We start from the raw sequence: 13,597 nt of genomic DNA, 5'->3' as shown, positions 1-13,597 counted from the left end.
TTACCATGGGTAATCGCCCCAACCTGGGAGCGCTTGTGCGCCTGCAACAACTCCACCTGCTGCTGGCCCTCGCCCGGAGCGGCAGCCTGCGCGCATCGGCGCAGATCCTCAATGTGACGCAGCCCGCCCTGACCAAGGCGCTGCGGCAGCTGGAACAGGAGTTTGGCGCCGCGCTCGTGCTGCGCACGCCCAAGGGCGTGCGCCTGACGCCTGCCGGCGAGCTGCTGGCGGCGCGCGCGGGCACCGTGGTGCGCGAACTCGAGCGCGCGCGGGAAGAAGTGGCATGGCACCTGCGGCATGCCGAGGCTCAGGTCAGCGTGGGGCTGTCGCCGGTGGCAGCGATCCTGCTTGCGCCGGGCGCGGTGGCGCGCTTTGGCGCGAGGTGGCCGCAGGTGCGGTTGCGCGTGCGCGATACCTTGTACCCGCGCGCCCTGGAGCAGGTGCGTGCCGGTGAACTGGACCTGGCGCTGGGGCCGTTGCCGACCGGCGGCGCGGGGCGCGACTTGCTGGTCCAGCCGTTGTTCGATAGCCAGGTCGTCATCGCCGCGCGCCGCAGCCATCCCCTTGCACGCGCCAGGAAGCTTGCCCGGCTGGTCGAGGCCGACTGGGTGCTGACCGGCCCCACCGGCGGACCGGGTGATCCGCGCAACCTGCGCTTCGATGCCGCGCAGGACCGTACCCCGCAGGTACGGCTCGAATGCGAATCCTTTGCCACGCTGCTGGCGCTGATGCCCAGGCTAGACGTGGTCGGGATCATGCCCAAGGGCTTCTTCGCGCGCTACGGCCCCGCGCTGGACCTGATCGAATTGCCGATTGCAGACGCGCTGCCACGCACCACCATCCATGCCCTGTATCGGGCCGACACGCCGCTGACGGTGCCGGCACAGCGGTTGCTGGATGCCTTTGTCGCGGAAGCCGCGGCGCAGCGCAACGTCGTGCCGCATTGAAGGCTTGCGCGCGCCATCAGCCCGCGTCGCCCTCCAGCGCCGCCGCGCGCGCCTCCATCGTCCGGCGCGCGATATTGAGCTGGTGGATCTGCGTGGTGCCTTCATACAGCCGGAACAGCCGCACGTCGCGATAGAAGCGCTCCGCCACGGTGCGCGCCATATACCCGCTGCCGCCGAACACCTGCACCGCGCGGTCGGCCACGCGGCCAGCCATTTCCGAGGCGAACAGCTTGCACATCGACGCCTCCATGGTCACGTCCTCGCCGGCATCGCGCCGGCGCGCGGTGTCAAGCACCAGCGCGCGCGCCGCATGCAGTTCCGTGTTGCTGTCGGCAATCATCTGCTGCACCAGCTGGTAGTCGGCAATCGGCTTGCCGAACTGGCGGCGCTGCGTGGCATAGCGGACCATCTCGTCGATCAGCCGGATCGCCGGCCCCACGCACAGGCCGGCCAGGTTGATGCGCTGCTTGTTCAGCGCCTTCATCGCGGTCTTGAAGCCGACATTGGGCTTGCCGCCGACGATGGCGCTGGCCGGCACGCGGCAATCCTTCAGGTAGACATCGCCCACCGGCGAGCCGTGCTGGCCCATCTTGCGCTCAGGCTCGCTGGTGCTCAGGCCCGGCGTGCCGCGTTCAATCAGGAAGGCGCTGATGCCGTGCGCGCCCGGCGTACTGGGGTCGGTGCGGGCGAACACGGTGAACAGGTCGGCGATCGGCGCATTGGTGATAAAGCATTTGCTGCCGTTCAGCACGTAGTGGTCGCCGTCCTGCGTGGCCGTGGTCTGCAGCGCGGTGGCATCCGAGCCGGCCTCCGGCTCGGTCAGCGCGAAGCAGCCGGTCATCTTGCCGGACGCCAGCTGCGGCAGGTAGCGCTGGCGCTGCGCTTCGGTGCCGTCGGCCACCAGCGACTCGGACGCGATGCCGGTGTTGCCGCCGAAGCGGGCGCGGAACACCGTGGCGGCTTGCGACACTTCGATGTTCACCTGCGCCAGCTCTTCCGTGGTCAGGCCGGCGCCGCCGTAGGCTTCCGGGATGCTGTGGCCGAACAGGCCGAGGCCGCGCATCTGCTCGACCACGGGCTCGGGGATGACGTCGGTGCGGTCGATCTGCGCTTCGAGCGGGATGCAGGTTTCCAGCACGAAGCGGCGGAGTTCGGCAAGCAGCGCTTGCTGGCGGGCGGAGTCGCGGATCATGGAAGGGTTCCGGTGGGGAGTTGAACGTGTTGGGGCTTGCGCGGCTACTGTGCCGTGATGCCGGCGGTCTTCAGCACGCCGGTCCATTTTTTGGTTTCGGCATCCAGGAAGCGCTCGAATGCGGCGGGGGGTTGCGGTGCCAGCTCCATGCCGAGTTCGGCCAGGCGTCGTGCGGTGGCGGGGTCGGCGGTGGCCCGCGCGGCGGCATCGGCCAGCTTGCGCACCACCGCGTCCGGCGTGCCCTGCGGCGCCACCAGCCCGAACCATGCGCCCACTTCATAGCCCGGCAGCTGCGCCGCCTCGGCCACGGTGGGCACGTCCGGCAGCACCGCCGTGCGCTTGCCCGAGGTCACGGCCAGCGCGCGCAGCTTGCCGCTCTGCACCTGCTGGCGCGCAATGGCCGAGGTCAGCGCCATCATTGAGACGCGCGCGCCGAGCAGGTCGCTCATGGCCTCGGGCTGGCCCTTGTAGGGCACGTGGGTCAGCTTCACGTGCGTCATCTGCGCCAGCAATTCCGCTGACAAATGGTTCGAAGTGCCGACGCCCGCGCTGGCGTAGGTCAGCGTGCCCGGCTGCTTGCGCGCGGCATCGAGCAGTTGCGGCAGCGTGCGCAGCGGCGACGCGGCCGGCACCACGATCACGTTGGGCACCGCGCCGATGCCGGCCACGGCGCGGAAGTCCTTGCCGCTCTTGCCATGGGTCGACGGATTGAGCAGCGGCCCGACCACGTAGCTGGGGCTGACCGCCAGCAGCGTATAGCCGTCGGCGGGCGACCTGGCGACAACGTCGGCGCCGATGGCGCCGCCGGCGCCGGTCTTGTTCTCGACGATCACCGCTTGCTGCAGCACCCTGGCCATGTTCTCGGCGGTGATGCGGGTGACCGAGTCGACCACGCCGCCCGCCGAGAACGGCACGATGATCCGCACCGGGCGGTCCGGGAAGCGCGCGGCATCGTCGGCGGCAAGCGTAGCCGCAGGCGTCAGCGCGGCGCAGGCCAGCATGCCGGCGGCGAGCCGGCGCAACGGGTAAAAGGCATCCATCTTGTCTCCTTGGTTGCCTGCGCCGGGACGTTGCCGGGCGCAAGGTCGGTCTCGTGCAGGCCTCTTGCGGGCCGCTGGTCATGCTCCTGCCGGCGGCATTGCCGGCAGGCTGCGCTGCCGCGCCACGGTCCCGTAACGGGTCAGCGCGCGCAGCTCAGTTCGATCTGCCGCACCGCTTCGCGCAGCCGGGGCGCCACCTCGCGCTCCAGCATGTTGTCGCGATTGCGCGATGCCGCGATGGTGCAGTTCAGCGCGAACGGGTCCTGGTGCAGCGACTGGCGCAGCGGCGCCGCGATCGCGTGGATCTCGGGCCGCCACTCGCCGCGGCTCAGGCAATAGCCGTGCGCGCGGAAATGCTTCTGGTCGTCCGCCCACATCTGGCGCTCCTGGTTGAAGCGCTGCGGGTCCTCCACCCGCAGCCGGTTCAGCAGCGCAGTGCGCTCGTCCGCGCTGCAGGCCAGCAACACCGCGCGGCCAATGGCGCTGGCCAGCAGCGGGCGCGTGCTGCCGATGTCCGGCTGGTAGAGGTTGCCGGGGTCCAGCCGGCAACTGTCGACGTAGACCACCGACAGGCGCTCGCGCATGCCCAGGTTCACGGTGCAGCCGGTTTCGCGCGCGATCGCTTCCATGTACGGCCGGGCCACCTGGCGGATCGCCAGCCCGGCCAGCATCGGGTAGGCCAGTGCCAGCACGCCGGCGCCAAGCCGGTACTTCTGGTTGCCCGGCACGCGGCTGAGGAAGCCGAGCAGGCCCAGCGTGTAGGTCAGCCGCGACACCGTCGCCTTCGGCAGCCCGGTGCGCGCCACGATGTCCTGGTTGCCCAGCACCGGGCTGGACGGCGTGAACGCCCGCAGCACTTCGAGCCCGCGCGCCAGGTTGGTGGCGAACTGGCGGTCGGTCGCCAGGGCGTCTTCGCTGGCCAGGCCTGGCAGGGGCAGGAGTTCCGGGTTGCGGTCCATGCGGTGCGGTGGTTGATTGGGTTCCATGCTGGGATCCGGAGAAGGGGGCGTCAACGTTGTAGCACGACCGTTCCGCACAGCGAAACCGTACTTGCGCCCGGGCGGCCCGCCTGCCACCTTGCAGCGGACAACCTGCCGCCGGAGACCCGCATGCCAGACCCCCACGCCCCCGCTGTATTGCCCGAATCACCGGCCACCGGCCCGCTCGCCGGGTTGCGCATCCTGGACATGGCCACCGTGGTGGCGGCTCCGTTCTCCGCGACGCTGTGCGCCGACATGGGCGCCGAAGTGGTCAAGCTGGAACTGCCCGACGGCAGCGATCCGCTGCGCGGCCTGGAGCCGGTCACCGAGGACCACGCGCTCTACTGGAAGGTGACCAACCGCGGCAAGCGCGGCATTTCCCTGGACGTGCGCACGCCGCGCGGCCGCGAGATCATCCTGCGCCTGCTGCCCGGCTTCGACGTGCTGGTGGAGAATTTCCGCACCGGCACGCTGGCGCGCTGGGGGTTGGATCTCGATACGCTGCACGCGGCCAACCCCAGCCTGATCGTGCTGCGCCTGACCGGCTTCGGCCAGACCGGGCCTGACGCGGCGCGGCCCGGGTTTGCCCGCATCTTTGAAGCCAGGAGTGGCTTCACCAACCTGGCGGGCACGGCACAAAGCGGGCCGATGCATATGAACTACCCGGTGGGGGACATGATCGCCGGCCTGTTCGGCGCCTTTGCGATTGCCACCGCGGTGGCGGAGCAGCGCGCCAGACCCGGCCAGCTCGGCCGCGAGATCGACCTGGCCGCCACCGAGGCACTGTTCCGCCTGCTGGATCCGCTTGCCATCGAATACGAACAGCTTGGCCATGTGCGCCAGCGCGCCGGCAATCGCACCACCTACGCCGCGCCATCCAACATGTACCGCACCGCCGACGATACCTGGGTCACCGTGGTGGCCTCGTCCGACGCCACCTTCCGCCGGCTGGCCGAGGCCATGGACGCACCACAACTGGCGCAGGCACCGGAGTACGCCACCAACGCCGGCCGCGTCCGCCATATCGAAACACTCGATGCCAGCATCGCGGCATGGTTCGCCGCCCAGCCCTATGCCGCGGCAGCGGCACGGCTGGAACAATGCCAGGTGCCGTTCAGCAAGGTGTTCAGCATCGCCGATATCGTCAACGACCCGCAGATGGTGGCGCGCCAGGCCATCGTGCGGCTGCCCGATGCGGACCTGGGCACGGTGCCGGCGCCTTGCGTGGTGCCGCGTTTCTCGGGCTATGCGCCGCCGTCACCGCGTACCGGGCCGGATGTGGGGGAACACAATGCGGAGGTTTATGGGGAGTTGGGGATTGGGGAGGAAGAGCTGGGGCGGTTGCGGGATGAGGGGGTGGTCTGACATATTGCTCAGAGGGATGCACGCCGAATCGGCGCTAAATCGGGTATTCCAAAATCCGCGCAAATCGGTAATCTGCGAGGCTTTAGTAAACGAAAAAGCCTCGCTGCCGGAATGCAACCATTCGGATCTCCATGACTGAGCCTCGCCTGACGTTCCTTGACCAGAATGAATGGGAAAACTGGTTGACGCAAAACGGCGGTACCTCGACCGCGATATGGCTGCGCCTTGCCAAGAAGGGCGCCGGGCAGCCAACCTTGACCTACCAACAGGCGCTGGAAAGCGCCCTTTGTCATGGCTGGATTGATGGTCAAAAACAGGCTGAAAGCGAAGAATACTGGTTGCAACGCTTCACTCGACGCTCCCCAAAAAGTATCTGGTCCAAGCTCAACCGAGACCGGGCCGAAGCCCTGATCGCCGCGGGCAGAATGCTTCCTGCTGGCTTGCGAGAGATCGAGAAAGCCAAAGAGGATGGCCGCTGGCAGGCTGCCTATACGTCGGCCAGCAACTCGGCCGTGCCGGACGACCTGCAGGCCGCACTGGATGCCAACCCCAAGGCCAGCGCGTTCTTTGCGACGTTGAGCGGCCGAAACCGCTACGCCATCCTGTTTCGGATACAGAACGCCAAAAAGCCCGCAACACGGGTGCGCAAGATCGAGGAGTTCATCGACATGCTCAGTCGCGGGGAGACCATTCACCCCTAGACCAGGGGTTTGACAGCCGACGAACGTCGCCGGAGGATGCCGCGTGATCCGGCACGGGCGACCGTCAACCGGCGCCAAACCGACTCAATTGCACCGTTACCCACGGGATCTGGGACTGGTCCAGTGGGTAGATCCACCCTTGTTGGTCGAAAGCAATTCACGTCGTCACGCTCGGTTCCAGCTTCGCGTCACTGGCATCCGGACGCACATGCGTGCTGTGGGCGGGGTGGCATGCCAAACGTACTCCCGAAAACGGCGGCATGACCCCCATAGCATCCGATACCGCGCGCGATGCTAGCGTGCCGTGGCGACGGCTGCTGCCGATGGCAGAGTCGCGCCGAATTCGGGGGCTTCGCTGAGCGCCTTCTGCAGATTGCTGAGCATGTTCTCACTGGCGCGCTGGGCCGACAGCGCGAAGTTGCTCTTGAATTCCGAAAACTCCGCGTTGCCATGGCCCGAGACCACCTTCTTGAACACGACCTTGCCACTGAGATCCGTCACGGTGCAGGTAAGGTTGATCGTAAAACGGGTCGGTGGCCAGGTGAGGGCGCTTTCCGACGACGAATCGGTCGAGATCTCAGGCGTCAGGATATAGGCGAGTTGTGCTTTATCAATTGCCGCACGGTCGTCCGGTGCCTTGAGCTTGGTAGCGTTGGCGAACACGTTGGACAAGGTGCTGTAGAGCGGCACCTCGAGGTCGCGGTATGGCAGGTAGCTAACCTTGTCACCACCGCCGCCTGGCGTGGTGACTTCCTTTGCCAGTAGCGGGTCCGGGATAACAAAGCCGATGTTCCTGTCGACCTTCTTCTGCGCAGGTGTGGCGGGCGCGGACTTGTCGGTCGCGATCTGAATCGGATGGGCACAGCCAGCCAGTGCGATCAGCGCGGCAACAGCCGCGCAGCGGCTAGCGATCGTGAACCAGGCACGCATCGTATTTCTCCTTTCTGTGTCGTTATCGGTGTTATTTCAAGGCGTCGAGGAAAGCGGGGTCGGCGTAGAGCGTGGCGAGCAGCGCTTGCACCGTGTAGCCGTATTCGGTGACTGCTTTCGGAATCGCCACGGCCGCCGCGAACGAGGATTCCCATTCGCGATGGACCGACTTGATCTGGTCGTAACGCACAGTCTCGCCTTTCTTGACGATGAAACGCGCCGATACGTCTCCAGAGGCAGTGACAATCGCGGGATCGATCTCGTTGCGCAGCAGCGTGCCGGAAATCACCACATCGGCGTTCGGCGAAATTTTGCCGGCCATGGTCAGCTCACGCGTCACAGCCTCCGAGATGTACGCCGACCACGTGCTGCCATACGGTGACACCAGGCTGTTGGCCCGCAGCGGAATGGGGTGCTTGACGCCGGGCCCGCTCTCAGTGAACGTGCCGACGCGCGTGGGCGCGGCGCCGCTGGTTTTTAACGTCTGGACGTTGTCGAGCGATGGAGGATAAGGTGGTGCAACTACACTGCACCCGGACAGGATGAAGCCCAGCGCGCCAAGTGCCAGGCAGATTTTGATGCGACCCACGGCGGAGACCTTTCTTATAATCGATGTTTTTCTAGCGTCGCCGGTCACGATAATCGTGCCGTGACGATTGTCGGCCTGCACACCCACGCCGACGTAAAAACATTTTGCCAAAGATGAGGCCCTTTGCGTCACGCCATCGGTGTCACTCCCTCGGTTGTTGCGCCAGCTGGACACCCATCCATTGGGGGGTGTTATATGTAGCCTGGACGCGATGCTGCGGACGAGACGCTGATCTAAACGGTCACCGCTTCCAGCTTGAGTTCAGAATAATGCTGCACAGGTTCACCCGCTCGAAGCTCGGATCCTTGTAGGCAAGGAAATCATCGTTGAAAGTACCAAACGTACTACCGGGCCGATGCTTCATACCGTGATAGAAGGCATCAATCATCTTGGCGGCGAAATCAGGGTCGCGGGGATATGCAGCAATCACCGCGTCGCGCTGTTCGTCCGTGAAGTCCTCAAAGCCACGCCCAGCCACGTCCATTCCAGCTCCGGCCTGCACTAACGCGATTTCCCCGCGCATGTGCTCCGGAATTCCCGGAGTCGTATGGAGCGCAACAGCTGTCCAGACCTTGTCCACGTCATCTTCGGGCAGATTATGGCTTCGCAGGAAATCGCGCGCGGCGTTCGCGCCATCCACCTCGAAGCGCAGCTGGCTCTCGCCATATTTCGATGTGAGGCCGATATCATGGAACATCGCTGCGACGTAAAGCAACTCCGGATCGAAGGCCAGGCCCTTTCGTTTCCCAAGCAGCGCGCCCCACAGATAGACGCGAGTGGAGTGGCTGAACAGCAATTCACTTTCGGTGTCGCGAATGAGTTGCGTGACTTCTCTTGCCAGTTTGCTGTCGGGGATCATGGCGCTAAGCACGCGGCTCGTTGACATGGCTTTGTCTTCCTATGTTGTAACGCTATCAATTTGTATCGAGAGCCGGGCTACGCTGGCTACCAGTGGTCACGGCGAAGATATAAAGCTTGCCGCTCCTCGTGCTATTCGCGTTCCCAGCGCAACTCGTTGAGAATGCCGCATTCGGCCTCGATGATCTCGCCCGCGTGGAGCAGGCGCATTTCGCGAAAACTGCCGGCGACCAATTGGACGCCTACCGGCCGATCATCGGCAACACCGGTCGGCACATGGAGACCAGGCAAACCGCTGGCCGCCACGGCGATGAGCGGGCTTTGCACCGCCATCAAGGCCTTCATGTCCGCTACGGTGCCGAGGTCGGCGCCCCAGGGCAGGGGCATGTGACACGAGGTAGGCATCAGCGCGAGCGGATACTCGGCGAACTGTTCGCACCATTCGCGGCGCAGGTTGTCCCGATCCGCGATCGCCCGCGCATAGCCCGCCAGGTCGACCCCGGGTGAGCACCGTGCCATGTTGTGGACTGCAGTGCTTATGTCCGGATCGCCAATGGCATCCACTGCGGCGATCATTCCGAATCCGCACTCGGTCATGACGATTTGCTCCCAGATTCTCACGCCGCGCTCCAGATTGGGCATGCGCACCCGTTCCACCCGGTAGCCTGCGGCGGCGAGCGCGCCCGCCGCTTTCCGCAGTGCTTCCAGAACCGGCGGCTCCAGCTCGACACCATCGATCTCGTCCACCAGGGCCACGCGCACCGGAAGGCAATCGTCGTCGAAGTGCATGCGTGCATCCACCCACAGCGGGTCCATGCCGCCACCATCGGCCATGGCTTCCAGGGCCAGCCGCGCATCGGCGATGGTGTGCGTCAACGGCCCCTGGGCGGACATGGACTGCAGCCCGAAGAAGCGTTGCTGCGTTGTGGGGTGATAGGCGGGAATCCGCCCCGGCGTCGCCCGCAGGCCCACCACGCCGTTAACGTATGCGGGATAACGAATGGAGCCGGCGATGTCGGTGCCGTGGGCAACCGGGCACATCCCCGCGGCGACGGAGACGCCGGCGCCACCGCTGGATCCGCCGGACGTCACTGCGGACGTCCATGGATTGGTGGTGCGACCATGGATGGGGTTCTCCGTGAACCAGCGGAAGGAGTGGGGCGGTGTATTCGTCCGGCCGATGACAATGGCGCCGGCGCGGCGCAGGTTGGTTACCACCGTGCTATCGTCCGGTGCGATCCGCGCCTTCCACAGAGGGGTGCCATTGGTGGTGGACTGGCCTCGTACATCCACATTCAGCTTGATGGAGACTGGCACGCCGGCCAGTGGCCCCATCGCCTTGCCCTGCCTGCGTTGCTCGTCTATCGCGGCGGCACTGGCGAGCGCATGGTCGCGATCCATATGGACGATGGCGTTGAGGGACGGATTCACGCTCTCGATCCGCGCATAGACGCTTTCCACAACCTCGACGCTGGAGACGTGGCCCGCGCGTACTGCGGCACTGATTTCAGTGGCGCGCCAACGCCATGGTTCGCCCGAGGCGGGAAGATGACTGGGGCGCGCAACGCGCTTGCCGGGGGTGGCAGTTTTGCCTGAGCGGATCATGGAAATATCTGTGCTGCGGGGAGCGCGTGGCCGCCCGCTACCTGCCATGCGGTATCGGCCGCCGATGCCTCGCGTCTAGTGCTCGCTGAGGGCGGCGGCAGTGGCCGGACCATGTGAGAGGTTGCCATGGGAGGCGCAAGCGCCCCGGTTGCGGGATTTTCGATTGATCAGCAGCACCGCCATGAACGCGATGGCAGCGGGAACAGCCATCAGCAGGAAGTTGAGCTGCAGCGGCAAGTTCATCGCGACAACGAAGCCCAGCATCACGGGTGCCGAAATCGCGCCAAGGCGGCCGACGCCGGATGCCCAGCCGATGCCCGTGGCCCGGCTCGACAGGGGATAGTACTGACCGGCATAGGCGTAGACCACGATCTGGGTACCGATGGTCGCGGCGCCGGCCACGCACAGCAGCAGGTACAGCGCCGCGGTCGGCGGCTTGTAGCCGAGCAAGGTAATCGAGATGCCAGCCAGTGCGAACATGCAGAGCAGCACACGCTTGATGCTGTAGCGGTCGGCCAGCATGCCGCCGCCGATTGCGCCGATCATGCCGCCGAGATTGAGGATCAATACGAAGGTGAGGGCGGATCCCAGGCTGTAGCCCGCATTGGCCATGATCTTGGTCAGCCAGGAACTCAGCGCGTAGACCATGAACAGGCACATGAAGAACGTAAGCCAGAACATGCACGTACTCATGCCGCGCCCGTTCGCAAACAGGCTCCGGATCGGCGTGGACCCTGGGGTCGGCTCGTTGGGAATCACGAACCGGTCGCCCGGTTCAGGCGTGTAGTCGGGGCTCAGTCGAACGGCAATGGCCGTGAGTTCCGCGTTCCTGCGCTGCCGGATCAGGTAGGGAATCGATTCCGGCATCGACCTGAGCAGGAACGGGACGATCGCCAGCGGCGCGGCTGCGGCGAAGAACACCGCCTGCCAGCCATAATGTTCGATCAGGCCTTTGCCGAGCAGCGCCGCAATCATGCCGCCAACGGAGTAGCCGCTGAACATCAGGGTAACCAGTGTCCCGCGCAACTTATGGGGCGAAAACTCGGTCATCTGCGCCACCACAGCCGGCATCACACCACCAATGCCCAGGCCCGCCATGAAGCGGAACACACCAAAGGTTAGGGGGTCGCGCGCCAGCCCCGCGGCGGCGGTGAACACACTGAACAGCCCCACACAGAGCGCGATGGCGCGGCGCCGGCCGATTCTGTCCGCCAGGGTCCCGAGCAACACCGCCCCGCACATCGCGCCAAACAACGCCGCGCTGACCATGATGCCGGCATGCGCGGATTCCACATTCAGGTCTTTCATGATGTAGGGCAAGGCAATGCCCGCGACTGCCAGGTCATACCCATCGAAGATAATGACCAGGGCACACCACGCAAGCACCACGCCATGCAATGACGTGAAACGCGAATGCTCTGCGAGCTTGAATATGTCGATATTACGCATGGTTCTCCTCCGGCCCGTCTTTTAATGCGGGCCTTCACTGCAAGCCGGGGCGCGGCGCGTCAACGCCGCAAAGGCGAATTGCGTGTCCTGGATCTGGCGTTTTGCGAGATGGTTCTGCTGTCTGAGCCCGCATGGCGCCCGTGCTGCTGTGCCGCGAGAGCCAGCCGATCCGAAACCAGGACCCCGATGATTACGGTCGCCGATACACCGACGGCCACCGCGCCGAGAGCCATGGCGATAAGCATGAAGATATCCACTGAATCCGTCCTGTTAATTCCTTGTGCGGAGCTCGGAAAATCGCGTTCATTCAATTAACCAAGCGCTGGAGAAACGACCCGTCTTCCATCGATTGGCCTTTCCGGGAGGTTCAGAAAAACGGGTCTTGGACGGATTCTAGGGTGGATTTCGGGCGTTCTTCCGCCCCGCGCGCCGAGTGTCCAGCACTGTTATCAGGTTGGCGGAGTAGGTGCGCCAAGCTGGCCAGAAGTGTCCATGTGAACCGATCTGGACAAACTCTGGGATGTGCGTTTTCGGTAGGCAGACGGGTCGGCCGGCGCAAGATTCTCCCGACCAACCGGACGGATGGTCCGAGTCCGCCGCGCACCCCTCGCGCCATCCTGGCCGCGGCGAGCGTTGCCTGGCACAGAAACATTCGACGAAACGGCCCGCAGTTCCTCAAACGCCCGCAGCCATATTTGCCGTCACGTATTTATTCAGGCTTGCGCGGGCTCGTACCGGTCTTCTGTTTCTCCGAGTGCCGGGAACGGAAGCGATGCTTGTACTCCAGCGGCGTCAGCTCAAGCCTGCGCTGGAATGCCCGGCGCAGCCCGGTCGGACTGTCGAAGCCACATTTCGCGGCGATTTCCTTCATCGAGCAATCGGTCTCTTCCAGCATGCGCCTTGCTGCATCGATGCGGGCGTCGTTGAGGAATGCCATGGGACTGATGCCGCAATCCCGCGCGAACAGGCGCGAAAGATTGCGGGCGCTCATGTGTGCCTGCTTTGCAATCGAGTCCAGAGTGTGCTGCTGCCGCAGGTTTTCCTGCAGATAGTGCTGCAGCCGCTCGACCTCCGAGTTTGCCGTCCCCTGGACATCCAGCAAGGGGCTGAACTGCGACTGGCCGCCTGCCCGACGCAAATAGACGATCAGGTACTTGGCCACATCGAGGGCAAGTACCCTGCCGAAATCCTCCTCGATCAATGCCAGGCTGAGATCGATGCCTGCGGTCACGCCCGCAGTCGTGTAGATGCCCTTGTCCTTGACGTAGATGCGATCCGGCTCGACGATGGCGCGGGGAAACTGCCGGGCAAGATTGCCGGCGTCGATCCAGTGGGTCGTTGCCGTGCGCCCGTCGAGCAATCCTGCCGCGCCCAGCAGGAACGCGCCGTTGCAGATTGCCGCAAGGCGGCGACAGGTCCGTCTCCGGGCCACCACCCACTCGCAAAGCCCCGCGTCCTGCATCGCATCGAAGATTCCCACGCCGCCTGGGATCAGAACAGTGTCGAAGTCAGGGCAGGGATCGAAGATCGTGCGATCCGGCACCACGGTCATGCCGCTCGACGAAGTAATGCTGCCCCGCGTCGTTCCAACCGTCATGATGCTGTACTGGTGCACTCGGCGACTGAGCGCCTCGGCCTCAGCAAATGCATCACGTGGACCTGCAACATCCAGCAGTTGAAAGCCGGGAAACAGCAGTATGCCGACAGTAATCTTCGTCATTGTCGAAAAGGAATTCTCACTTAGCCATGCAAGCCGCTGAAACGGGGCATCGGTATGATATCGGAAGGGCGGAGGCGCGGTTTCCCGAAGCGCGGCGCTGCCTTGGCGTAGCGGAGGGCGAGATGGCGGCCTGCAAAGGCACTCCTTTTGCCCCGGCCCCGTCCCGTGCGCCACGCCCGCGGCTCGCTCCGGCTCCGCAATGCAAAGGCTCACCATCCTCT

Annotated in this window: 13 protein-coding genes; 4 read left to right on the top strand and 9 right to left on the bottom strand. The window is 65.1% G+C overall.

The window, feature by feature from the left end; all coding sequences use genetic code 11:
* The first annotated feature begins 35 nt into the window (after positions 1 to 35).
* Positions 36 to 947 (top strand): LysR family transcriptional regulator, encoded by a 912-nt coding sequence (locus ACOCMH_RS01345; protein ID WP_427307395.1) that lies wholly within the window; start codon positions 36 to 38, stop codon positions 945 to 947.
* 16 nt (positions 948 to 963) lie between these two features.
* Here ACOCMH_RS01345 and ACOCMH_RS01340 read toward each other — a convergent pair whose 3' ends face one another.
* The 3 genes from ACOCMH_RS01340 to ACOCMH_RS01330 all read right to left on the bottom strand — a co-directional run bounded on the left by ACOCMH_RS01340 (position 964) and on the right by ACOCMH_RS01330 (position 4,165).
* Positions 964 to 2,139 (bottom strand): acyl-CoA dehydrogenase family protein, encoded by a 1,176-nt coding sequence (locus ACOCMH_RS01340; protein WP_427307394.1) that lies wholly within the window; start codon positions 2,137 to 2,139, stop codon positions 964 to 966.
* 44 nt (positions 2,140 to 2,183) lie between these two features.
* On the bottom strand, positions 2,184 to 3,179 hold the full coding sequence (locus ACOCMH_RS01335; protein ID WP_427307393.1) for a tripartite tricarboxylate transporter substrate binding protein: 996 nt from the start codon (positions 3,177 to 3,179) through the stop codon (positions 2,184 to 2,186).
* Between the two features lie 140 nt (positions 3,180 to 3,319).
* Positions 3,320 to 4,165 carry an IclR family transcriptional regulator gene (locus ACOCMH_RS01330; protein WP_427307392.1) on the bottom strand — a complete coding sequence of 282 codons (846 nt, stop codon included), beginning with the start codon at positions 4,163 to 4,165 and terminating at the stop codon, positions 3,320 to 3,322.
* A gap of 123 nt (positions 4,166 to 4,288) precedes the next feature.
* Here ACOCMH_RS01330 and ACOCMH_RS01325 point away from each other — a divergent pair, with 123 nt between their 5' ends.
* Entirely contained in the window at positions 4,289 to 5,524 is a 1,236-nt protein-coding gene (locus tag ACOCMH_RS01325; protein WP_427307391.1) for a CaiB/BaiF CoA transferase family protein, read from the top strand.
* A 131-nt stretch (positions 5,525 to 5,655) separates the two neighbouring features.
* The gene (locus ACOCMH_RS01320) at positions 5,656 to 6,225 is read left to right on the top strand and encodes a YdeI/OmpD-associated family protein (RefSeq protein WP_427307390.1); all 570 of its coding nucleotides are present in this window, start codon (positions 5,656 to 5,658) and stop codon (positions 6,223 to 6,225) included.
* 294 nt (positions 6,226 to 6,519) lie between these two features.
* On the opposite strand, the gene ACOCMH_RS01315 is transcribed toward ACOCMH_RS01320, so the two are convergent.
* From ACOCMH_RS01315 to ACOCMH_RS01295, 5 genes are all read right to left on the bottom strand, one after another.
* On the bottom strand, positions 6,520 to 7,155 hold the full coding sequence (locus tag ACOCMH_RS01315; protein WP_427307389.1) for a hypothetical protein: 636 nt from the start codon (positions 7,153 to 7,155) through the stop codon (positions 6,520 to 6,522).
* Positions 7,156 to 7,186: 31 nt separating this feature from the next.
* Entirely contained in the window at positions 7,187 to 7,918 is a 732-nt protein-coding gene (locus ACOCMH_RS01310; protein ID WP_427307388.1) for a hypothetical protein, read from the bottom strand.
* Between the two features lie 67 nt (positions 7,919 to 7,985).
* Positions 7,986 to 8,630, bottom strand: a complete 645-nt coding sequence (locus tag ACOCMH_RS01305; RefSeq protein WP_427307387.1) for an HD domain-containing protein — start codon at positions 8,628 to 8,630, stop codon at positions 7,986 to 7,988.
* Positions 8,631 to 8,734: 104 nt separating this feature from the next.
* Positions 8,735 to 10,207 (bottom strand): amidase, encoded by a 1,473-nt coding sequence (locus ACOCMH_RS01300; protein ID WP_427307386.1) that lies wholly within the window; start codon positions 10,205 to 10,207, stop codon positions 8,735 to 8,737.
* A gap of 75 nt (positions 10,208 to 10,282) precedes the next feature.
* The gene (locus tag ACOCMH_RS01295) at positions 10,283 to 11,656 is read right to left on the bottom strand and encodes an MFS transporter (protein WP_427307385.1); all 1,374 of its coding nucleotides are present in this window, start codon (positions 11,654 to 11,656) and stop codon (positions 10,283 to 10,285) included.
* Positions 11,657 to 11,787: 131 nt separating this feature from the next.
* Here ACOCMH_RS01295 and ACOCMH_RS01290 point away from each other — a divergent pair, with 131 nt between their 5' ends.
* Positions 11,788 to 11,916 carry a hypothetical protein gene (locus ACOCMH_RS01290; protein ID WP_272871713.1) on the top strand — a complete coding sequence of 43 codons (129 nt, stop codon included), beginning with the start codon at positions 11,788 to 11,790 and terminating at the stop codon, positions 11,914 to 11,916.
* Between the two features lie 449 nt (positions 11,917 to 12,365).
* Here ACOCMH_RS01290 and ACOCMH_RS01285 read toward each other — a convergent pair whose 3' ends face one another.
* Entirely contained in the window at positions 12,366 to 13,376 is a 1,011-nt protein-coding gene (locus ACOCMH_RS01285; protein WP_427307384.1) for a GlxA family transcriptional regulator, read from the bottom strand.
* Between the last annotated feature and the right edge of the window lie 221 nt (positions 13,377 to 13,597).

It is taken from the genome of Cupriavidus sp. H39 (assembly GCF_050271075.1).
Lineage (GTDB): Bacteria > Pseudomonadota > Gammaproteobacteria > Burkholderiales > Burkholderiaceae > Cupriavidus > Cupriavidus necator_B.
Note: the sequence above shows the minus strand (reverse complement) of the source record. Positions and strands in the feature narration are given on the sequence as shown.